This is a genomic window from Opitutales bacterium, from assembly GCA_013215165.1.
Taxonomy (GTDB): domain Bacteria; phylum Verrucomicrobiota; class Verrucomicrobiia; order Opitutales; family JABSRG01; genus JABSRG01.
The window spans coordinates 1-21,543 of record JABSRG010000063.1 but is presented as its reverse complement, the minus strand read 5'-3'; the positions used below and the strand labels follow the sequence as shown (position 1 = coordinate 21,543).

Below are 21,543 nucleotides of genomic sequence, written 5' to 3'. Positions count from 1 at the left end.
AAACCTCCACAAATTAACCAGAAGACAAATCACCCAACAACGAATCAAAACTGACAACCGGAAATCAGGACTTCACACGCATGTTGCTCCTAGACCTAATCAAGACCACCGGGAATGTCTTCGCGGAATGTATCCCAATCATCCAATAGGGCCTGAACCACGCGATTTCCGACTCTGAATGCTGCTTCCACGGACTCATTCAACGCGGAAAGGGAGGCACCATGCTCACGGGCGATGCTTTGGTAGGCCGTCATTCCGGGTGAGGGCATAGAGTAGTTCGAGGCCGTCCTCAAAATCATCACCCGCTTATAGTCCACTTTGGCAGCGTTATCCAAATTGCGCAGAGACTGTAGCGTTCCACTATCCTCCATGGCTTTGGTAGTAAAGGTGCCCTTGCCTTCCGTCCAAAAATCGACCCACGCTCGACCAAATTCTGTCATCTTTACACCGTGCCAAAAGGTGGAATCTGAAAGGTGACTCCCGATCATGACGCACGGCTTTTTTTGAGCTTCGGGGAAGCCGACGAACTCTGCACGTCGGCTCTCCAATTCGGGCCTGTCCGCGAGTGGGGTATCTTTGGTCAGTGCATAGGCCCATTTGAGCAGCTTAGGATTCAATTCAAACAGCTGACTGGGATCGATGTAGATGCCTTCACGTTCATAAGGCTTCGTTGCCAGCAGAGGCATATATCCAGTCGGCCAGTCTTCAGGAATTTCACGCGCATCCAGTTCGTTGGCTAAACCACCGTCTACGACATAGTCTGTCCACACCGCACTCCCGATGGGTCCGCGCAGTGGATCGAGTCCGCAGATCCCCGCAACGAGCCAATAAGCTTGGCTAAAATCGAACCGGGGATCCATGCCAAGAGCCATGACGGATGCAGCCGCATTGGACACCCCCATACCCGTAGTGATCAGCAATACGCCATCACCATCTGAATAGATATCCGAACGCCCAGCCGGGAAGGCATAGCGCTGATCTAAATTACGGCGCTCGACCCAAAGACGCCGCTCTCCAGGACCTTCATCGTCAAATTCGAACATCGTGACCACGACGACTTTGACCTTCATGGGTTTCGACGCATTGACGCACACTCGCTCACGTTCACTCATAGTTATTTCGATATAGCGGGTGCGTGTCTATTAGGCCAGTGATCATCTCCATTGAAGCCCTACTTTGCATCTTTCAGGTCATCCGGATACAGACCGTGAAAAAGCAGAATCAGGCCAGTAATCCCAATCATGCGGAATGCCGCATCCTGACCATTCCAGTTCGCACTTTGCCACATAAGGAACCACTGGCCCCCGACGATAATAAATGCGAAATACCAGAGTAAGAGACTGAACACATGGGCGATCATACCGGCAGTGATGGCACGCCTAAATAATCCCTTTTCCGCCTTGCGATATTTCCACGACAAGAAAGCAGCATAGACGCACAAAAATCCTGCCAGGAGTTCCCACCCGATGATGATGACATACAACAGCCAATGCATAAAATCAGACTCCATACGACGCCACAGCAGCGTGTCATTGAATGTGTCCGTCATGCCAGCCACGTTCTGGATAAACCTCAGATTAGCGCTGTAATCGACAATGTTGTTAAAGACGGTGATGAAATAAAAGATCGCTGCCGAACAGAGCAAAACCCCCTTCGCATAGCGTCCCCAGGCCAAGTCTAGATAGCGTTCCATAATTGCTTATTGGTAAAAACCAACCCGCTTCAGCTAAGGGTGTGCCATGGGATAACGCCACCGAACCATCAGAGCTGCTGCTACCTCACGGGCTCTATTTCTGCTGATAGCAAACCATCGCAGTTTCTTTTTCACCCATCCACCCGTGGCGAGGGCTTCACCGATTCCGCACTCACCCAGGTAGCATACCATGAATGCAGGGAAAAAACTCCTTCCAGCCTTGATGGCGTTATCGCTCATGTGGGGCAGTGCCTACATCTTTTTAAAAGTGTCGCGTGTAGATCTCCCACCGATGCTCCTGGCCGCTCTTCGATCAAGCATCGCATTACCCCTGCTCGCAATCGTCTGCGTTCACCGGCGCGAGTTCATCATGAACGCGAAAATTTTGAGGGACATGCTGATTGTGGGCACGCTCAATGGCTGGCTACCCAATTGCCTAGCGGCCTTGGCGATCTCTAATATTTCCAGCGCAGAGGCCGGCATTCTCCAATCCACGACTCCAATCATTACTGGAGTGACTGCGGCGCTTCTTTTAAAAAACGAGCGCCTCTCTGCGACAACGGTGCTGAGCCTGGTCGCCGGATTTATTGGAGTCATTTTAGTCATTCTTTCAGGATTCAATCCAAATACCATGGGAGATTTTTCAGGCTATCTCCTTATCCTGGGGGTCTCCGCCAGCTTCGGCTGTGGAACCGTCTACGCTCGCTGGGCGAAACCCAAACCAGCAGCGCTGATCACTTCGGGCCAACTCTTATTCGCGTCTATAGCGGCGTTTACTTTCAGCCTATTTCTTGGAGAAACGTGGCCTTCCGAGATAGGCAGCGAAGCCCTGCTCTCTGTTCTATTATTGGGAATCTTCAGCACTGCCCTGCCCGCTATACTCTTTCTGATAATCATCTCAAAACACCAAGCAGTGAAAGTGGGCGCCGCTTCATTCTTGCAGCCAATCTGGGCTGTAGTCCTAGGCTATTTCATCCTGAATGAAATCGTTCAACCGGTCCAACTATTCGGCACAACGATCATAATCATTTCCGTAATCATGATTACCTTAGAGCCTGATATCTCTTCATTATTTCGACCGATGCGTCATGCAGTTCGCACACTCAGAAGAAGCCGTTAGCTGCAGCCACGGCCAAACACTGGCAGTCTAACTGCTAGCCCGCTTAGTCCTTTACCACTCAGCACTCACAAGCATGACCGCGCCTAGTAACGAGACCAATGAAGAGCCCAGCCTAACGTCATGGAAAACGTATGCAGTGGGCATCCAAATGTTATTCGTCGCGTTTGGAGCCCTGGTCCTGATTCCGATTTTAGTCGGCATGCATCCCTCCATTGCACTGTTTACCGCCGGCGCCGGCACACTATTGTTCACGTTTATTACTCGCGGTCAGATCCCTGTTTTTCTGGCGAGTTCGTTTGCTTTTCTTGCACCCATGTCGATCTCCCTGGAGAAATATGGCTATGGTGCCACATTTTGTGGGATGTTCTCTGTCGGCATTGTCTACGCGATTTTGGCAATCGCCATTGCTTACTTTGGGCCGGGCTTCATAAAACGCATCCTACCTCCCATTGTCACGGGGCCGGTGATCATGGTGATCGGACTCGGGCTCGCGCCGACTGCAGCATCGATGGCGGTTAGCAGCGCTGGGTCGAGTGATTTCAGCGGCATCGCGCTGATTGTCTCTTTCTCAACTGCAGGCACTGCAATCGCGATGGCTTTAAACAAGAATAGGACTCTAAACCTGCTGCCGATTTTAATCGCCATTATTGTCGGCTATCTTGTTTCCATTCCATTCGGCTTAGTCGACTTCAAGCCAGTCATCGAAGCGGCACCCATTCAGTGGCCTTGGACCTCAGCCAGTGCAGCCGGCACCTTCGAATGGATGGAGTTTTCGCTTCCAGCGATTTTGTTATTTATCCCTGTCTCAATCGTTCCCGCAGTCGAACACTTTGGTGATATTTTGGCTGTCCAATCCGTCACGAAAAAAGACTATCTCAAAGAGCCCGGCTTACACCGTACAATTCTGGGGGATGGCGTAGCTACAGCCCTCGCCGCGGCTCTCGGCGGACCGCCGAATACCACTTACTCGGAAGTAACAGGCGCGATCGCTCTCACCGGAGCCTATTCCACGCGATTCATGCGCATCGCCGCAGTCACGTCTATCGTCTTATCCTTCGTGGGCATACTAGGAGCATTTCTCCAAACCATACCCACGCCAGTCATGGGTGGGATCCTTATCCTCGTATTTGGAATGATTGGATCCATTGGATTGAAGACCATGATCGCTGGTAAAGTAGACTTTGAAGAGCCAAAGAACTATATCATCTTCGCCGTCATCATGATGATTGGAGTCGGCCAACTCACAATCGAACTAGGCGACTTCATTATCAGCGGCGTCGGCCTCGCTGCCATACTCGGCATCCTCCTGAATGCAGTCCTACCCTCGAAGGTGTCGCAATCAGCGGCTTAGACGGGAGCCGCAAGGCATGATGAGATCCCCGTACGCAATGTGGATTCATGGATGACGCCAAGTCATGATTCACCAATTATATCGGGGTAGGCTTCCAAATATGCTTCTGGAGGCGGATTGATCGCGAAGTCCTCGAAGTAAGCATCTTCATCCAGCTTGGTTAACAGACCTCGCACGCCGTCTACAACTCTCTGCAATGAAAAGTGTATCCCACTGATCGATGTGATATGAGGCCCATGATCGAGCCCAGAACTGAAGCCAAAATTGAAAATATGCGACACGAGCTGGTCTGGTGCAGATCCCTTCGGTAAGAGTTCATACCCTCGCCCGTGACGTGGATATCGCTTCAGTGCCCCAGATGCATAACCCTTTGGAGGTGTAAAGTCCTCCCATCTCGCAATTTCAGATGCCAATGACGCCAGCTCTGGCCTCTCAAGCGGTCGACGCTCAAAACCTGTAGCGAATATTGCGAAATCAACAACAAGCTTTTCACCGTTGGATAGGGTCAGCTGCAAGCCATCATTCGAGCGCTCGATTCGCTTCCATCCAACTCCCGATCTCACTGAAAACCCTGCCAAACCTCGCACACGTTTCATTGCGAGCTCCGGAGCCGGTTGGTCTCGATGGCTCACCAACCAGACAATCTTCCAGCGGGTCTCCTCATCAAGTTCATTAAAATTCCCCATCAAGCCTGCGAGCTCCAGTCTGCGAAATGGGTTCACACGCGGCATAGATGGACGACGATAACAAACCATTGCAGAAAGCGCTTTGGCTTCGAGAGCCATCGCCGCCGCGTCAAACGAGCCCGCTCCATGCCCCAGAATTGCCACACGCTTTTGCCAAAGAGCCGCAAAATCTATTGAGTCCGCACTGTGAGCCCAATGAGCGCGATCCGTATCTCCGATAACATCCATCGGCAGCCGCTTGATCGCCTCGGCTTGAAAGCCTGTGGCGAAAACAACAGCACGGGCAAAGAATTGCAGTTCTCCTCCTTGCCCGCCCTCAACAACGAGCCGCAGCATCTGGGGAGTCTCGCGCTCGAGACGGACCAATCTATGTTCATACCGCACGGGAATCTCCAAAGTCGACCGATACCATTTCAAATAAGCATCCCACTCTGCGCGTGACACCTTCTCCAACGATGTCCACGCGTCCCCCGGATGAAGCGCTTCCCAGAAACTCCGGAACGTGAGACTCGCTAAGCCGAAGTCTAAACCGGTCAGATCCTTCGGCGTACGGAGGCTCAGCATCCGATCGTATTGCGCGAAGTTACCTGCAGCCTGCATCGGGTTCTCATCGATAATCAGAGTGTTCGATATGCCGTTTTGTTTGAGCCCATGGAAGATTCCCAAGCCATTTTGCCCCGCACCGATAACGGCCACGTCATAGACGCGCTCTCCACTGGGATGCATCGCCTGTTTTACCCAGGGTTTTGTATAGTAACTAAAGTAGCCGATCTCTCGACGCACCCGGTCTGTTAGAGCAGCAAGCTTCGGGCTATTTTCAATCTGGTCTTCAGGAGTGAGCATTTTTTTGCCGAGAGAAAAGGGTAGCTGTCAGTGCAGTAAATACGCCAGTTGTTGCGTGAAGCGATCGTCATAAGGCGACCAGTCAGGAGAAATATTACCCTTTTATGGCCATGGCACATCAGATGCTAAAAGGTGCCGACTTCGACTCCACGACTGATCACAAGCTATGACTCAATTCATCAAAACTAAACGATATGCGCTGGTTTTAGCGGCGTGCTGTGCATCCTTGGCATTTGCTCAAGAAGACGACGAAACTGTAGAACTCGAAACATTCACGACTGAGGAATCGATTAATGATCCACTTGCTATTATCCCCAATCGGCAGATCGATTCGGTATTCGGCGAAGGTCAGAAAATAGTCGATATCCCTCGCTCCATCACCATTGTTGAAGGTGCCACCCTCGACAGCTATGGTATCGATTCTGTAGGGGATATCGCTGCTGTCTCCGCGGGTACTTTTTCCAATAACCAATTCGGGATCGAAGGTAATGTGGACATCCGTAACACGAACGGAGATAACTACTTTCGCGGCTTCAAAAAGCTTACCAACCGGGGCAACTTTCGCACGCCCATCGGTGCTGCTGATCGCTTTGAGATCATCAAAGGCCCCCCACCCGTATCCTATGGCGTCGGCTCCGTCGGTGGTCTTCTCAACTACTATCCGAAAACTGCCCGCGGTAACACGACCCGATTCCTCGAGTCTTCCACAGGTAAGGTCACTGCGACCGTAGGAACATACGATAAAAAGAAAATATCTCTAGAATATGGCACACCCATCGAAGTCGCAGGTAAAAGTGGAGGTGTTTACACCTTCCTTGGCCTCGAAGACTCAGGAGGTTTTTATAACTTTGTAGATAACAAAGACATCATCGCCCAAGCGACCTTTGTACTCGATTTAACGGACATCGTGTCCATCGAGACCGGTTTCCAGTATGGCGATTTCGATCAAATCCAAAACCCGGGCTGGAATCGCATTACTCAGGATCTAGTAGATAACCATACATATATCACCGGAGCCGCTGCTGTAAGAAACCGCGACCTCAATGGCAGTGGGCGTATTGAACCCTTCGAAACCGACGGCAATACCGGCTTTGGTCAGTTCACCAACCTCATTCCAGGCATCAGCCTCGATGCCAATGGCGGGATCATTCACTCATTTAGCGGCCTGCCCCTCGACGATTGGATCGCTGCAAACTTAACTGAGGGCGCTGGAGGTATCCCTGACGACTTAGATGGAGATGGCATCACTGGAGAGAGCTTGGCTGCCCTTGATCTCACGGGAACGACGACGATCAGCGAACGCACCGGTTTCACCGAGCCAGAGGACTACGGCATTTCTAGAAATCTAACTGTCTTTTTTGATATGAAAGCAGAGCCCTCAGACACTTTCTCTATCAAAAACCAAGTCTTCTACGACTACTACGATACTCAGCGTAACACGACCTACGGCTTCAACAATGATTATGAAGGCCATGTCATTGAGAACAAAATGACCGCGGTCATTAATCCCGATTTCGGAGATTCTGTAGACCTGTCAATCATCACCGGCATCAGCTACCGCTACACCGAAATGGTTGCACGATCCGCCTTTCTTAATGAGCCCTTCGCATTTCGAGATCTCACCCAACAGGTCACGGCAAACGAACGGTTTGCTATTGCAGAAAGCAACAACGTGGCTGGATCAGGATTCAATCGAGAAAGCCGTATCTACGACAACTGGGTAGAGAGTGATTATGGAGACTTGGGAGCATTCGCTTCAATCAACCTGACCCTCTTTGAGAAATTAAATATCAACGCCGGCTACGCCTACCACAAAGTCGATATCGATACTGTCAACTTCGGCTGGCTGGATCGAGCGAGCAATGAGCCCGTAAGCGACACCGAGTCTTACGATACCTACTCCGGCAGTATCAGTTACGACGCTCCCTTTGGCCTCAAACCTTATATCACCTTTGCAGAAGCAGCTTACATTGCTGATGGCCAAGCTTCCGAAGTGAACGTCGGGCTGGTGCGCAGCGAAACCTATATTCAAGGTTCTGATTTGATAGAAGGCGGCGTGAAAGGTGTGCTGTTTGATGACAAACTCTATTTCTCATTCGCAGCATTTGAGCAAAATCGGACCGAGTTCAGCGCTCAAGCTGGACAGCTCATTGGCGAAAATACCAGCGGAATCGAGCTGGAGGTAAACTGGGCAATCAACGATAACTTCTTCGTCACGGGTAACGCCACATGGCTCAAAACCCAGCGCAAAGGATCCCAGACCATTTTGGGTGTGCCGTTCCAGTATATCGCTGAACAACAAGGCATCTCCTATGAAGAAGCCCTATCGCGATACGGTGCGCTACGTTTCAATGCTTTCGGCGGACCCATTGTCGACGAGTTCACCACCGATCCCGAAGAGCCAGGCCGACCTGACAAATTCTTCAGCCTATACGGAAACTATGTCTCTGACTTTGGGCTCTCAGCCACACTCGGCTTTTCTTGGTATGAGTCGGTAGATGCTGGCTACTTTGGGTATGTAGTCTTGCCCTCATACTTTGAATGGAACGGCTCGGTATCTTACGCCTTTGAAAATGGATGGAATGCCCGGGTAAATCTCTACAACATCACGGACGAAACTGGATACAAATCACAGAATCTATTCTTCGATGAACTTTTGCTAGCTACCCAAGGATTCAGAGCGGACCTCTCCGTTTCTTATGCTTGGTAATTACGACTCATCCGATTCGTGAGAAAACAAAAGGCTGTCCGCTTGCGGGCAGCCTTTTTTTGTATTCTGGCAATCGGTGACAACAATAACGGTCGCCTCTTCCGAGCGAAGTCACCACCAAAGGGCATACCTTTAGCTTTTGTTGATCGCCCAAAACCTTTCACACACCCGCGCAACTAAAATACGCCATGCCAGACACAAATCCGAGCCCCACTCCACTCGAAGAACTAAAAAAAGAATCCTTGATCGGAGGACTCGGCGGCAACAAAGACCGCGCAATCCCGCAGATTGACTTGAGCGATTACATCGAGCGCAAAAGTGAAATCGCCGATGCTTTGTGGGAGGCCGCGACAAGAATCGGTTTTTTCCAGCTCATCAATCACGGCATAGATGCATCCTTAGTCGAAGAGGCCTTCCAACTATCCGAGGCCTTCTTTGCTCAGGATTCTGAAACGAAAGAAAAATACCCGATGCTTCCCGGCACAAATGCCGGCTGGGAGTATCGCGCTCAAGTGCGCCCGTCTACCGGAACCGCCGACCGGAAAGAGTCGTATCAGATCACGCTACCACGCATGGCTAAGTTATGGCCCACGGGCTCGGAAGTCCCAGGCTTCAAAGCAACCATGCTCGCATTCGAACGCGCAAACTGGGCCTTAGGCATGAAGGTACTCGATTGCCTTGCATTGAAACTCGGATTCGCCAGCGACTTTTTTACCGATTGTCACGACCCCATCTCGCCCGAATACCAATCCACGCTGCGCCTCATTCATTACCTGGAGATGAAAGATGCACAGCCCGAAGACTTTGACCTCTGGCGCGCCGGAGCCCATACCGATTTTGACTGCCTGACGCTTCTCCATCAACGCCCGGGACAAGGAGGCTTACAACTCTGCCCAGGCTTGGAATCCGACGCCGACGAACTTGAATGGACCGACGTGCCCCCCCTGCCCGGTGTAGTTACCTGCAATATTGGAGACATGCTCATGCGCTGGGCCGACGATCAACTCCTCTCTACCCTCCATCGTGTGCGCATGCCGCAGCCCGAGGAGTATCAAGGCGCCCGCTATTCAATCGCATTTTTCTGCCAAGGAAACAAAGACGCGATGATCCAGGGCCCCAAAGGCAAATATGAGCCCATCACCGCTCACGATTATCTTCAGGCACGCATCGCTGCGAATTTCGCGAAATAGAGACGAGTTCTGATTGCTATCAACAAATACCACCTGTCGTCGGAGATTGGCGTCATGCACCTTACAGTGGTCGGGCCGGTTCGCCGTAACCGGCCGCGCCGGCGATGCGGCCCTACCCTGGGGAGATAACATTCCCTACCCGGCTTCAATAGGTAGGGGCCGAAATGCTCGGTCTACAAACCTGAATGCGGCAGGCCCTAATCGTGGTCCTGCCTGGGCTTCAAAACATGGTTGAGCAGCACGTTTAGGCTCAACCCTACCACGACCACGAGTACGACGCTGTTGGTGATGATCAGGCTTACGAGCGTTGGCAGCCCTTCCACCCATTCCTGAGGCAAGCTTTGCTTAATATAAAAAGGCAGACCCAGAGAAATCACTAAGGTGAGCCCGATCACCAACTGGTTAACCGTCGTCGACTCAGCCAGGGACGCCAAACGCATGCCGGTGATCGTGATCATACCACAAATCACCAGGAATACGCCCCCGAGAACCGCTCCAGGCATCGCAACGAGTAAGGCGCCAAATTTGGGGCAGATCCCGTATAAAATAAATACGACTGCAGAAAACTGGACCACCACACGGCTCGCCACGCGCGTCGTGGCAATAATGCCAATATTCTGAGTAAAACTCGTGCATGGGAGGCCGCCAAACATGGCAGCGACCATCGAACCCAATCCCTCGGCGAATATACCACGATTCATGATCTTAGCGGTGTAGGGCTCCTCACAGGTAGCGCAGGTCGCGGCATAATCCCCTAGGGATTCGAAGACTGAGCCCAGATAGCCAGCCAGGCAGGTTAAGATCGCTGCCAGGACAAACTCCCAACCAAATCCGGGTCCGCCATAGGGAAAGAGACTCGGAAACGAAAACCAGGCCTTCTCATTCACTAGATCCCAGTTCACATCCCCCGCGAATCCAGCCACAACCGCCCCCACAAAAAACATCGAAAACAGGATAGATCCTCTGGCTACCAAACCGTTGAGCGCATTTGGAAAGCGCACTTGCATCACGAAGATCATCGCGATCACCAATCCCGAATACATCAAGTGAGAGCCACTCCCGTCTCTCACAGCAAGCATCACTGCGACCTGCCCCAAAGATATGCCGATGCAAATAACGACGACCCCAGCCACCGCAGGCGGAAACAGTTTTTGCAGATACCGCAATAAGCCGGAAGCCCCCAGCAACATCTCGAGGAACCCACCCACAAAAATCGCACCCCACATCACACCAGCCCCCAACTTCTGGCCAATATTCGCCAGCATCCCGATCAGAATCACCGACGGTCCTTGAACGATCGGCAGCCGATTCCCGATGGTTGTCTGGAGCAGTGTGGCGATACCCATAGAGAACAGACATAAATTGATAAAATAGGACGCCTCACCCGCAGACATTCCAATCGCCGTTGCCACACCCAAAGGCACGATAAAAGGAGAAATATCCACCATCGTATGCTGATATCCATAAAAAATGGTTTCCCATACGGTCTTGGGGCGTTCATTCAACCGATAGATGAGTGCCTGTTGATTTCCCGGTTCGGAATCAGGTTTCGAAGGGTTCGATTCAGCCATAGACATCCCCTGTAGCAAGTGGGGTGTCAAAGCGTAGAAGAATGCCAACAGACAGATAAATACACCCTTCAACAAGACCACTCTCTACGCTTCGCATGGAATCGAAGCTCGGCCTCCAAAATCCTGATACGAAGCCACTTATACCACGACAAGCATCAACGGTCGCGCCGGTCCTCCCGTGTTTCGCGACGATCTTCACGTGATTCCTTTTTATCCTCACGGATCTCGACACCTGATAGACGCAAATCCTCCTGCATCAAACCTTTGAAAGCATAAAGATCATCCATTGTCCGACGATGCAGTCCCGAATCGTTTCCATCAGCTGAGAGATCATTTCTGCTAAAAGAGGCAAGGAGCGACTTGGCCCGTTTTTTGAGTGATTCATACGTTTCGACATCCGCGATGTCATCAGCATAGTCGCGGCGGTCATCTCGTTTATCGCGCCTATCCCCCGCATTAGTCCACGCATCGGCATCCTCTTTACGATTTTTCCGCAATTCTCGTCGATCAGACCCAAGCTCCCGGCGACTGGAACGTTGTTCCGACTTTGCACGTTTGATTTTGGCCACGAACTGCTCGATTTCGCGCTGCATCATCGCCTCGAGCTCGACCATGGAGCGGGTTGCTCGGACCATGTCCCCGTCTTTCAAGTGTGTGGCGAACGAATCGATTTCTCTTTCAAAGTCCGTGAGCTCATGGGTATCGCGCGCGACCTCTTTCTTTGAAGTTGCGATCGACGCTTGGTTCCTAATCCGTTCACCGAAATTCTGCGCGTTTAAGGGGATGATAGCGCAGGCAACCGCGGTCAAAAAAAGTCGTGAGATTAACATAGATTCAAATTGTCATGTTGGGTGCTTTGTATCTTAAAACCTAGAGCCAGGATTTTAATGAGACTCGGAAACAACTTACGTTAAAATCGTGCGTCAACCCGTTTCAGTATGAGCACCATCCTCTCAAACCGAACCTATCCCGATGTAGCGCAGTCCTGGGTTTAGACGAGGTCCCCGGAGCACAAGCTTAGATATAAAATATTTCCCCAGATGTCTCAAACTATCAGAGAAAATACCCATTTAGAAAAGACCATTGCGTGTCACATGTGTGATCTTCTGGTCGAGGTGCCGCAGCTTAAAGAAGGCACTAAAGCGGAATGCCCAAGGTGTGGCCATACACTCTGCGCCTCACCGAAAGATGGTATGATCCGCCCACTGGCTATTTCCATCGCGGCGCTCGTGCTCTTGCTTTTATCGAATCTCTTTCCCTTCATGACCATTAGCGCCGGGGGCCAAGAGCAAATGATGACCCTTTTCCATGGATCGCTCGCCCTTCATAGCGGGGGCGATAGTGTCATAGCATTCATCATCTTAGCCTGTGCAGTCTTCATCCCCGCAGGCGTACTCATCATGATTGTCTGGCTCGTCATCGAGCTCCTGATACCCGAGAGACCTCCGAAGGCGTTTCCGTTTCTTGCCAAACTCGTATTTAAGCTCATCCCCTGGGCTATGGCGGATGTCTTCCTGGTGGGCGTTTTGATCAGCCTCATAAAGATCTCGTCGCTGGCTGCAGTCGACATGGGGCCCTCTTTCTGGATTTTTGTTGGATTCACGATCCTGTTCACCTGGGCGCTCAGCAGCCTCGACCGGATCTTAATCTGGAACACATGGGAGAGGAAAAGCCATGCGACCTGAGTCGCATAAGAGTGCCGCAGAGCTTGGGCTTGCGGGCTGTCATACCTGTGGGAAAGTTTCTCATATCGACGAGAAACACTGTCCGCGGTGCGGCGCGCCCCTTCATCTACGCAAGCACAACGCCGTTCAGACATGTGTCGCCCTAGTTGTCACTGCGATCATCCTCTATATCCCGGCCAATGTACTTCCGATCATGTCGACGGCGACGTTCGGCAGCTCAGAACCGAGCACGATTTTGTCGGGCGTCGTGATGCTTTGGGAGCATGGTTCCGCATTTATCGCGATCATTATCCTGATCGCGAGCGTCGTGGTACCTCTCGCCAAGATGTTTATGCTCCTTTATATCTGCTGGGTAATCTCAAGGCGGAAACAGACTGGGCAAAAAGATAGCACGCGGCTTTTTGTGATCACGGAGATCATTGGCCGCTGGTCGATGATAGACGTGTTTGTTGTAGGCATCCTTGCAATCCTCGTACAATTTACCGGCCTCATGTCCGTGGAACCCGGCCCTGCGATCATTTCTTTTGCTGGCGTAGTGATCTTTACCATGTTTGCCGCCATGGCTCTCGATCCACGACTCATTTGGGATAGAAATCATCCCCAAGACATATATCCAAGCCACTCATGACATCCACCGAAGCGACTGTTAAACGTTCTAAGCGCCTATCCCCTATATGGATTATACCCATACTCGCTCTGAGTATTGGAGTATGGATCGTCTTTAAGACATTCCAGGAACAGGGCCCAACCGTCACTATCGAATTTGAGTCTGCATCAGGACTCGAAGCTGAAAAGACAAAGATAAAGTTCCGCAGCGTGGATGTCGGCGTGGTGGAATCGGTGCGATTGAGCAAAACTTACGACAAGGTAATCATCCGCGCCCGTATCGATCGGTCCGCGCGCGACCTCCTCACCCAGGACGCAGATGTCTGGGTCGTAAAGCCCCGAGTCGGCATCCAAGGTATTTCTGGAATCAGCACCCTCCTTTCCGGCAACTACATCGCAATTTCACCGGGCATTGAGGCCCCAGGGAAGCGATTTTTCGTCGGGCTCGAAGATCCTCCATTGACCCCAGCAGACACCCCAGGAACACGGGTTACTTTGATCAGCAGCGATGGGAATTCTCTATCCGCAGGCGATCCTGTTCTCTACAGAAACCACACTGTCGGGAAAGTAGAGCGGGCCAACTTCAATATAAACGAACGGCTTTTTGAGTATATGCTCTTTATCGAGGCTCCCTACAATGACCTCCTTACTTCTACTAGCCGGTTTTGGAATGTCAGCGGGATTTCGATCAGCACGAGTTCAGAGGGGATCTCGCTTGAAGCAGGCACACTCGAATCGATCCTCATGGGCGGTGTCACCTTCGGCATTCCCGAAAAAATGGGCACTGGGTTCCCGGTGGAAGATGGTGAGGAATTTAACCTATACCCAGACTATGATGCTATCAATGAAATGCCATACCTACATTCCTCGGAATATGTGCTGCTCTTTCATAGCTCGATTCGCGGCCTTGCGGTAGGAGCTCCCGTTCAATACCGGGGAATTGACATGGGTAACGTTGTGGGAATTTCATTCGATTATGTGCCTGACCCACAGGAAACAACGATTGGCGACGTGCCCATTCCTGTTAAAATCCGCATCGATCCGGCGCGCATGGGATTTCCTGATACACAGGACTCTTTGGCTGAGTTACACAGCCGGATGGAAAATCGTGTCGGCGAGGGTCTCCGTGCCACGCTCAGCACTGGAAATATAATTACCGGAGAGCTCTACGTATCGCTTGACTTCTTCCCCAATGAGGACGCCGCCACCATCGATAAACTGGGCGATTACTACATCTTCCCTACCGTATCGAGCGGATTCAGCCAGATTCAAAAGCAAATTACCAACATCCTCAACACAGTTGAATCCTTGCCCATTGAAGAAACCGTCGTGTCTGCCAATGCAGCCATTGCTGAATTAGAAAAGGCCCTCGTTGCTGCCCAAGAGACAATGAATTCGGTCACACAATTTATTGGTAAAGAAGAAACCCAAGGCCTACCTGCAGAAATCAATCAAACCCTCGAGGAATTGCGCAAGACAGTCGAAAGCTTCTCCTCAGACTCCGATTTCCAGCGCACCACCATCGACACCCTCAAAGAGATTGAAGAAGTGGCCGACGGTATCGAATCGATGTTAAAAACGCTGAAAGCAAAGCCCAACGCATTGATCTTCTCCGGAAACCAAGAAGAGGACCCCATACCAGGAAAGAAAAGAAATGATTAGAGTGATCTCCATTTTAGCCACCGCATGCCTCCTTTCTGGGTGCAGCTCAAGTTCACAACCAAACATCGCGAATTACCTGCTTCCCTCTCCGATGGCTCTTGAAAGCAATACTGAAATAGGCAGTATTCGGGTATCGACCGCTGATTACCTAGATGAGTCCAATATCCAGCTTGAGCTTGCCGACGGGACACTTAAGGCCGCCAACTACCATCATTGGGCCCAATCACTAGAGCTCGAGTGTGAGCGATACTTGGACACCCGTTTACAAACATCCGGAGACTCCAATGCCCCACAAATCGAAGTGGAAATCCATCGTTTCCATGGAGATGAGTCAGGACGCATCATCCTCGAAGGCAGATGGAAAAAAAATATAGTCGATAGTCCGACCGACGCCACCTGGCAGTTCTTCAAGCTGCAAAAAGACTCACCCTTTGAGGGGTATGCATCCTTTGTAGACACCCACGCCGATCTGCTCGATGAGCTTTGCCAAGTAATTCTCATCGATTAGTCTCTTTGACCAGCATTGGATCCAAACGACTGGACACGACGGTAGAAGAGTTGCAAGCGATTTGGATGAATCTGCGTCGCGTCAGCTGGCGGCGCTCAATTGTGCGACAACACTGACGAGGAGAACATGTTCCGCAGCGTGGATTTTCTCTTCGAGACTCTCAAGTGTATCGTTCTCCTCCACCCGCACGGCTTGTTGATCTATAATCTCGCCACCATCTAGCTCGGCATTCACCCAATGCACCGTACATCCAGTTACCTTTACTCCGGCACGCCAAGCTTGGCCAATGCCATCGAGCCCCTTGAAAGAAGGAAGTAGACTTGGGTGCAAATTGATGATTTTCCCTTCCCACCGTGCGAGAAATTGATCCCCGATAATCCGCATGAAACCAGCGAGTATGACCAGATCAGGCGCCCACTGCTCTAGCTGATCGAGACACGGTTGCTCTTTCTTTTTCCCGTAGGGCACATGAATGGACTCTTTCTCAAAGGCGCGGCCATGCTCTAATATACCGGCATCCTTTTTATCTGACAAAACCCCGACAATTTCCGCACCCTGCAGTCTATCGGCACGCTCAGCTTCAAGTAGGGCGCGCGCGTTACTGCCACGACCACTGCCCAGAATGACTATACGGAACCCCATCAGTCTGCGGTTACAAACGGGAGAACCATAACCACGTTGCGCGCCTCGGGATTGAGGTAAGCTCTGGCCAGACGGTTGATGTCTTCGACTGAGATCGACGCATAGCTCGATTCGATTGTCCGTGCCCAATCAAATTTTTCAGGCTTTTGACTCGAGTCGGCCATAACCGTGTAGAGCCAGTAGCTATTGTTGCGCATCTGCTCTTCGATAGACCTGAGGCGCGGCTTCAAAATCCGTTCTAGTTCCTCTTCGTTCGTGCCTTCGTTGCGAATGCTTTCAGCGGCAGCTAGGACAGCTTCGCGGACGATTCCGACACGCGCTGCATCACCAAACACCTGGGCCGTGATGTAACCATAATCGTCAAACACCTGACTCGCACTGTGATTTGCTCGTGGGCTGTAGGATTCTCCAAGACGTTCCCGCACCTCAATTCTCAGGCGATCACTTAACACACCGGCCACCACATTGAGACTCCGCGTTTTTTCGATGTCCTCCATATCGTCTGTAGGCCAAACGACCATGGTTACACCCTTATCCTGTTCAGAAACAAATTGGAACACTGGGTCCACGCCGCCCTCCGGCTTCATCACAGTGCGGGATTCGCTTAAAGGTCTTGGCGTTGGAGCGCGCGCGGGAAGCGTGGCAACCGTGCGCAAAAGTTCGGTCTCTAACGCTTCAGCCTCAAAATCGCCCACCACAGATATTTCCATAAATGCACTGCCAAGGTACGAGGATAACCAGGCTTTGACATCATCCATTGTGAGCAAGTCAAGCTTGGCACGCTCCGGCCAGCCAAAGCGTGGATCGTCTCCATGCAAGAAATGCGGCACCGCGTCCCAGATGACCCCCTCAGCGCTATGGTTGATGTATTTTTCAACAGCTTCAAAATAGCGTTTTGCTACCGGGGTCGCCTCAGAGCGGTATCCTGGCGCAGTAATCCACGCCGTGAGGTAATTGAGTAAATCAGGCAAATCCGCTGGAGAAGCGCTGCCATTAAATACGAAGGCGTCTTCATCCACAGAGAAACCGAGCGACATGGTTTTTCCGGCAAAAATCGCCTCCAGCTCATCGGCAGAATGCGCTACCAGCCCCGCGTCACCGAATGTTTGGTTCGTAAAGGTCAACAGTTCAGGCTTGTCCTCTGGAAGCGTCAGCATACCCCCAGCAATGCGAGCGGTGATCGATATTTGATTTTCCTTAAAATCAGTCTGCTTGTAATTCACACGAATGCCATTGCCCAAGCTCAATTGGGTGATCGCCAAATCCTCCACAACGGATCGTGAACCAATCACGCCAGGCGTCCCAAAATCTTGGTAAGCAAATTCGGCAACCACGACCTCTTCCGGAGCGACCACTTCGACTTGAGCACTGCTCTGCCAAACGCCTTCGATCGCACGCTCTGGATCTCCGTCAATATTGACCTTCCCAGCGACAAAGATACGGGGTTCCGCGGCGCCCCACACCTGTTTAAAGGCATCATGAATTTCCTCTACAGTTACGGCTTCGTAGGCAGGTTTGAAGAGCTCCAATTCTCCCTCCGGTGACATATATACCGTGTCATCGCTGTAGGCCCCAATGATGCCGTAAGAGAGGCTTCTTGAGTTTCGCGTAGTCTTGCGCACGACAGATTCTTCGAGGGCATTGATGCGTCGAGCGCGGATTTCATCGAGCTCCGCTTGAGTGAACCCATATGCCAGGACCTGCCGAATCATCTGCTCTCCTTCAGCCAACGAGGCTTCCCAGGTGTCGGGTTGGCAGGTAAAACCAAACCCGTGCACCTCGGCAAATTTGAAGTAACCGCTCTGAGACACGCTCGCATTCAAAAATGAAGCATCCGCGTCCTTAGCCCGTTTCTCGAAACGTCGGTTGATCATCGAATAAGCGAGATCCAGCTTCAGGTCTTCTATTCGCTGAGCCCTGCTATCAGGAAGACCGCTGTAAGGCTCCACGAGATTAATGCCCACAACCGCATACGGCGCTTCTGGCTCGGCAAAAAATCCAAATTGAGGCGCATCAGCGGGCAAGGTCCCAAGGTCGGGCGCTACGACTGCCGGTGGATCTTTCTTGAAACCCTCAAACGCCGCCTCAATCGCTTCGACCATAGGCTCGACTTCAAAGTCGCCCACGAAAATGAGCGCCATGTTCTCTGGGCGATAATAGGCCTGATAGTATTCAAAAAAGTCTTCCTGCGTCACACCGCGGATCGCCTCCTCAGTTCCGATCACCATGCGCTCGGCGGCCAAAGTGCCATACATAAGGAACTCATATTCCTTCTCAAACATCCGAAACTGCGGAGTGTCCCGCACTTGTTTCTCAGACAGGATAACTCCCCGTTCTTTTTCTAATTCCTCAGGTTCAAACAAGATGCCATCACCCACATCGCGGAACAATTGCAGGGCGGGCTCCACAAATTCGTCCTGAAAATCGGGCAACTCCAGCATATAGACTGTCTGGTCAAAAGAGGTATATGCGTTGGTGTGTGATCCAAAACCCATACCCATGCGCTGGAAAAATTCGACCATCTCACCGGCAGGAAAATGCGTCGTGCCATTAAATAACATGTGCTCCAGATAATGGGCGATCCCACGCTGATGGTCTTTCTCTTGAATCGATCCGGCTTCAACAAAGATCCTCAGACTCACGCGTTCCTTTGGCTCAGCGTTAGGCATCAGCGCATAGGTCATTCCATTCGGCAAGGTACCAAAGGTAACGGAGGGATCTGGAGAAAGATCAGAGTCAGTAACAAAATCTGCCAAGATGATCCCCGGCAACAGCATCAAAGAAACGAGGAAAGAGCGAATAAAGCGGTCTTGATCTAAAAGCATGACAGCAACCATGATCCCCACCCTCTGGAATTCAAATGATTTTAAGACGTGCTTGGGCTCTATCGCATTCTTTATCTCCCACTATTCATCTTATTTGCGCCGTTCGCAGTCTATCGGATGTTGCGGCGTGGCGGATATGGAAGAGATCTGCACCATCGACTTGGCCTCTACCCGCACCTACCTAAAAAATCCAAAAACCGCACCCGCCTGTGGATACAAGCAGTGAGTGTGGGTGAGCTCCTCGCGATCGGCCCGCTACTCAAAGCTCTTCACGACACAAATCGGTTTGAAATCGTGGTGACCACCACGACCAGTACCGGTTACGTTATCCTCTCTAATAGCTATCAGGAGCTTACCCTTTTTCGGGGCTATTTCCCTCTAGATTTCTGGCCCATTACTTCGCGGGCATGGAGGCGCATCGACCCCGACATCGTTGTTTTGACCGAAAGTGAGCTGTGGCCCGAACACCTCCAGCAGGCCAAGCAACGCCAAATCCCAGCGCTTTTAATCAATGCCCGTATTTCTGACCGTTCCTTCAAACGCTATCAGCGCGCAGCCTTCTTTGCCGCTTGGAATTTTAGCAAGCTCACCCATATCTCCGCATCTTCTGAAATCGACGCCAAACGCATCGCAGATCTAGGAGTAGATTCCTCAAGAATTCAAATCACCGGAAATCTAAAACTCGATACCGACATCCAGCCTCGTCTCACAGCGGCGGAAATTGCAGCAGAGCGTAGAGCATGCGGCTTCGACCCCGAAGACCTGGTCATAATGGGCTCATCGACTTGGCCTGGAGAAGAGGCCATGCTCGCACGATATGTCATGCATCGGCGTAATGCCGGAGAAAAATCACTCAAGCTCCTCATAGTACCCCGGCATACTGAGCGAAGAAACGAAATCAGACAGGACCTCCAATCGCTCGGAGTAACCGCGCGCTTTCGCCACGCTCAACAAAAGACTGAAGAAGCACACGACTCATGGATTTACGTCGCTGACACTACGGGTGAGCTCAAGACACTTACTCAGATTGCGGACATCGCATTCATCGGAAAAAGCATGCCTCAACACCAAGGAGGCCAAACTCCAGTCGAGGCAGCCATTGCTGGCCTCCCTATAGTCACGGGACCAAACATGACCAATTTTCGCGCCATTACTCAAAGCATCATCCATGCACGCATTGCCCGTGTCGGCTCGGATGAAGCGGGGATTTTTTCCGAACTAGATTTTTTCCTGAGCCAAGCCGACGAGCGTGCATCTGTAAGAGAACGCGCGGCCTCTTGGCATCGCTCAAATCGAGGAGCCTTGCAGCGCACCGTCGAACTCATTCATTCTTATGTGCATGACTCCTAATTTCTGCATCATGGGACCGTGCGGCTGTGGTAAATCCACCGTCGGCATACTGCTCGCGCAGCAGCTCGGTGCTCGATTTATCGAGGGAGACGATTTTCATCCCGAATCCAACAGGCAGAAGATGGCCAGTGGCCAGGCCCTTCAAGACAACGATCGTAAGCCCTGGATGGCCTTGCTAAACCAAGCCCTCAGGGAAGCCGGAAGAGCCCGTTGTTCTCTCATGCTCTGCACTGCGTAAAAGCTATCGCGACTGGCTCCGGGACGGACAGACACGCCCGCTTCACTTCGTTTGTCTCACCGGCTCGCGCGAGCTGCTCGCAGCCCGCCTTGCCGGACGCAATCATGAGTTCATGAATCCCAAGCTCCTCGACAGCCAGCTTGCTACCCTGGAAATCCCTCAAGATGAGCCCAACACCCAGGTCCTAGACGTGGCATTGAGCCCAGAAAAATTGGTTGAAGCCATTAAATCGAAGCTCTGAGCCTCAGAGATAAGTCCGTGCAATCAATCTACCCCGAGCCCAGTCGAATCTCTCTCACGTCGCTGCATTCGGGGATTTTCTGTATGCGGCTGAGAATGACCCTTTTTTGAAACTGTAGCTCGCTACGCATACTTGCATTCGCAGTAGCAATGAAGAGGACCCCGTCTGAGGTAAGGCGGACTGGAGAGCAGCGATGGGCAAATTGAGGACCTACCACATCGCGCCATCTTTCCATAATGGCCTGTTCCGGCTTCACACCCTCGATCTGGTAACGCTCAAGCAAGACCTCCATGAGTCCATCAACTTCTTGAGTCGGCCTGAGCTTACCCCGCGAAGGGCGATAATGAACCCCCTTGAAATCCGCGATCGCCTTCACTGCCCCCTGCGAAAACCGCATAGGTGAAAGGCTGACTGACGGTATGTCGGGCTGTTTCACTATTTTGAATTAAGAATGATTCACAGCGGCGTCCAACGGATTATTTTTTGAGCAACCATTTCGACATCCTCGGGACAAGCAAGCTACGAAGAGACACGCTTACTGAGATGGGCCTAATTGAGGGGACGGGGAGTTCTTTGCACTGGATATACAACGATCACCGTAAAAGAGAGGAGCTATTACTCG

The 21,543-nt window shown here is 51.6% G+C and carries 17 protein-coding genes and 1 pseudogene; 10 read left to right on the top strand and 8 right to left on the bottom strand.

What is annotated here, in order from left to right; translation table 11 throughout:
* Positions 1-95 precede the first annotated feature (95 nt).
* Both HRU10_12740 and HRU10_12735 read right to left on the bottom strand, forming a co-directional pair.
* Positions 96-1,112: a purine nucleoside permease gene (locus HRU10_12740; protein ID NRA28098.1), complete on the bottom strand. Its 1,017-nt coding sequence runs from the start codon at positions 1,110-1,112 to the stop codon at positions 96-98.
* 59 nt (positions 1,113-1,171) lie between these two features.
* Positions 1,172-1,693, bottom strand: coding sequence for a DUF2165 domain-containing protein (locus HRU10_12735; GenBank protein NRA28097.1), 522 nt, complete (start codon positions 1,691-1,693; stop codon positions 1,172-1,174).
* A 190-nt stretch (positions 1,694-1,883) separates the two neighbouring features.
* Between HRU10_12735 and HRU10_12730 the strand changes: the two genes are divergently transcribed.
* Both HRU10_12730 and HRU10_12725 read left to right on the top strand, forming a co-directional pair.
* Entirely contained in the window at positions 1,884-2,813 is a 930-nt protein-coding gene (locus tag HRU10_12730) for a DMT family transporter (GenBank protein NRA28096.1), read from the top strand.
* Positions 2,814-2,886: 73 nt separating this feature from the next.
* Positions 2,887-4,164, top strand: a complete 1,278-nt coding sequence (locus HRU10_12725) for a uracil permease (protein ID NRA28095.1) — start codon at positions 2,887-2,889, stop codon at positions 4,162-4,164.
* 62 nt (positions 4,165-4,226) lie between these two features.
* Here HRU10_12725 and HRU10_12720 read toward each other — a convergent pair whose 3' ends face one another.
* Positions 4,227-5,693, bottom strand: coding sequence for an NAD(P)/FAD-dependent oxidoreductase (locus tag HRU10_12720; GenBank protein NRA28094.1), 1,467 nt, complete (start codon positions 5,691-5,693; stop codon positions 4,227-4,229).
* Between the two features lie 166 nt (positions 5,694-5,859).
* On the opposite strand from HRU10_12720, the gene HRU10_12715 reads away from it, so the two are divergent.
* The gene (locus tag HRU10_12715; GenBank protein NRA28093.1) at positions 5,860-8,403 is read left to right on the top strand and encodes a TonB-dependent receptor; all 2,544 of its coding nucleotides are present in this window, start codon (positions 5,860-5,862) and stop codon (positions 8,401-8,403) included.
* Positions 8,404-8,591: 188 nt separating this feature from the next.
* A complete protein-coding gene (locus HRU10_12710) occupies positions 8,592-9,593 on the top strand; it encodes an isopenicillin N synthase family oxygenase (protein ID NRA28092.1) in 1,002 nt (333 codons plus the stop codon).
* A 197-nt stretch (positions 9,594-9,790) separates the two neighbouring features.
* Here the strand turns inward: HRU10_12710 and HRU10_12705 are convergent, their stop codons facing one another.
* Together HRU10_12705 and HRU10_12700 are read right to left on the bottom strand one after the other, a co-directional pair.
* The gene (locus tag HRU10_12705) at positions 9,791-11,164 is read right to left on the bottom strand and encodes a purine/pyrimidine permease (protein ID NRA28091.1); all 1,374 of its coding nucleotides are present in this window, start codon (positions 11,162-11,164) and stop codon (positions 9,791-9,793) included.
* A 155-nt stretch (positions 11,165-11,319) separates the two neighbouring features.
* The gene (locus HRU10_12700; protein NRA28090.1) at positions 11,320-11,994 is read right to left on the bottom strand and encodes a hypothetical protein; all 675 of its coding nucleotides are present in this window, start codon (positions 11,992-11,994) and stop codon (positions 11,320-11,322) included.
* Between the two features lie 210 nt (positions 11,995-12,204).
* On the opposite strand from HRU10_12700, the gene HRU10_12695 reads away from it, so the two are divergent.
* The 4 genes from HRU10_12695 to HRU10_12680 are packed head-to-tail and all read left to right on the top strand — an operon-like array spanning position 12,205 to position 15,625.
* The gene (locus HRU10_12695; GenBank protein ID NRA28089.1) at positions 12,205-12,849 is read left to right on the top strand and encodes a paraquat-inducible protein A; all 645 of its coding nucleotides are present in this window, start codon (positions 12,205-12,207) and stop codon (positions 12,847-12,849) included.
* A complete protein-coding gene (locus tag HRU10_12690; protein ID NRA28088.1) occupies positions 12,839-13,477 on the top strand; it encodes a paraquat-inducible protein A in 639 nt (212 codons plus the stop codon). The genes HRU10_12695 and HRU10_12690 overlap by 11 nt, the downstream gene beginning before the upstream one ends.
* Positions 13,474-15,117 (top strand): intermembrane transport protein PqiB, encoded by a 1,644-nt coding sequence (gene pqiB, locus HRU10_12685; GenBank protein ID NRA28087.1) that lies wholly within the window; start codon positions 13,474-13,476, stop codon positions 15,115-15,117. Before HRU10_12690 ends, pqiB begins: the two co-directional genes overlap by 4 nt.
* On the top strand, positions 15,110-15,625 hold the full coding sequence (locus HRU10_12680; GenBank protein NRA28086.1) for a membrane integrity-associated transporter subunit PqiC: 516 nt from the start codon (positions 15,110-15,112) through the stop codon (positions 15,623-15,625). The genes pqiB and HRU10_12680 overlap by 8 nt, the downstream gene beginning before the upstream one ends.
* 81 nt (positions 15,626-15,706) lie before the next feature.
* Here HRU10_12680 and HRU10_12675 read toward each other — a convergent pair whose 3' ends face one another.
* Both HRU10_12675 and HRU10_12670 read right to left on the bottom strand, forming a co-directional pair.
* Positions 15,707-16,267: a phosphoribosylglycinamide formyltransferase gene (locus HRU10_12675; GenBank protein NRA28085.1), complete on the bottom strand. Its 561-nt coding sequence runs from the start codon at positions 16,265-16,267 to the stop codon at positions 15,707-15,709.
* Positions 16,267-19,104, bottom strand: coding sequence for an insulinase family protein (locus HRU10_12670; protein ID NRA28084.1), 2,838 nt, complete (start codon positions 19,102-19,104; stop codon positions 16,267-16,269). Before HRU10_12670 ends, HRU10_12675 begins: the two co-directional genes overlap by 1 nt.
* Positions 19,105-19,140: 36 nt before the next feature.
* Here HRU10_12670 and HRU10_12665 point away from each other — a divergent pair, with 36 nt between their 5' ends.
* Together HRU10_12665 and HRU10_12660 are read left to right on the top strand one after the other, a co-directional pair.
* Positions 19,141-20,442, top strand: coding sequence for a 3-deoxy-D-manno-octulosonic acid transferase (locus tag HRU10_12665; protein ID NRA28083.1), 1,302 nt, complete (start codon positions 19,141-19,143; stop codon positions 20,440-20,442).
* Positions 20,426-20,921, top strand: a pseudogene (locus HRU10_12660) (gluconokinase). The gene HRU10_12665 and the pseudogene HRU10_12660 overlap by 17 nt, the downstream one beginning before the upstream one ends.
* A gap of 28 nt (positions 20,922-20,949) precedes the next feature.
* Here HRU10_12660 and HRU10_12655 read toward each other — a convergent pair.
* Entirely contained in the window at positions 20,950-21,318 is a 369-nt protein-coding gene (locus HRU10_12655) for a DUF721 domain-containing protein (protein ID NRA28082.1), read from the bottom strand.
* Between the last annotated feature and the right edge of the window lie 225 nt (positions 21,319-21,543).

What these genes read in the sequence shown, in the direction of transcription:
- HRU10_12740 (NRA28098.1), bottom strand. Translation starts at nt 1,112, where the DNA reads ATGAGTGAACGTGAGCGAGTGTGCGTCAATGCGTCGAAACCCATGAAG.
- HRU10_12735 (NRA28097.1), bottom strand. Translation starts at nt 1,693, where the DNA reads ATGGAACGCTATCTAGACTTGGCCTGGGGACGCTATGCGAAGGGGGTT.
- HRU10_12730 (NRA28096.1), top strand. Translation starts at nt 1,884, where the DNA reads ATGAATGCAGGGAAAAAACTCCTTCCAGCCTTGATGGCGTTATCGCTC.
- HRU10_12725 (NRA28095.1), top strand. Translation starts at nt 2,887, where the DNA reads ATGACCGCGCCTAGTAACGAGACCAATGAAGAGCCCAGCCTAACGTCA.
- HRU10_12720 (NRA28094.1), bottom strand. Translation starts at nt 5,693, where the DNA reads ATGCTCACTCCTGAAGACCAGATTGAAAATAGCCCGAAGCTTGCTGCT.
- HRU10_12715 (NRA28093.1), top strand. Translation starts at nt 5,860, where the DNA reads ATGACTCAATTCATCAAAACTAAACGATATGCGCTGGTTTTAGCGGCG.
- HRU10_12710 (NRA28092.1), top strand. Translation starts at nt 8,592, where the DNA reads ATGCCAGACACAAATCCGAGCCCCACTCCACTCGAAGAACTAAAAAAA.
- HRU10_12705 (NRA28091.1), bottom strand. Translation starts at nt 11,164, where the DNA reads ATGGCTGAATCGAACCCTTCGAAACCTGATTCCGAACCGGGAAATCAA.
- HRU10_12700 (NRA28090.1), bottom strand. Translation starts at nt 11,994, where the DNA reads ATGTTAATCTCACGACTTTTTTTGACCGCGGTTGCCTGCGCTATCATC.
- HRU10_12695 (NRA28089.1), top strand. Translation starts at nt 12,205, where the DNA reads ATGTCTCAAACTATCAGAGAAAATACCCATTTAGAAAAGACCATTGCG.
- HRU10_12690 (NRA28088.1), top strand. Translation starts at nt 12,839, where the DNA reads ATGCGACCTGAGTCGCATAAGAGTGCCGCAGAGCTTGGGCTTGCGGGC.
- pqiB (NRA28087.1), top strand. Translation starts at nt 13,474, where the DNA reads ATGACATCCACCGAAGCGACTGTTAAACGTTCTAAGCGCCTATCCCCT.
- HRU10_12680 (NRA28086.1), top strand. Translation starts at nt 15,110, where the DNA reads ATGATTAGAGTGATCTCCATTTTAGCCACCGCATGCCTCCTTTCTGGG.
- HRU10_12675 (NRA28085.1), bottom strand. Translation starts at nt 16,267, where the DNA reads ATGGGGTTCCGTATAGTCATTCTGGGCAGTGGTCGTGGCAGTAACGCG.
- HRU10_12670 (NRA28084.1), bottom strand. Translation starts at nt 19,104, where the DNA reads ATGGTTGCTGTCATGCTTTTAGATCAAGACCGCTTTATTCGCTCTTTC.
- HRU10_12655 (NRA28082.1), bottom strand. Translation starts at nt 21,318, where the DNA reads ATGCGGTTTTCGCAGGGGGCAGTGAAGGCGATCGCGGATTTCAAGGGG.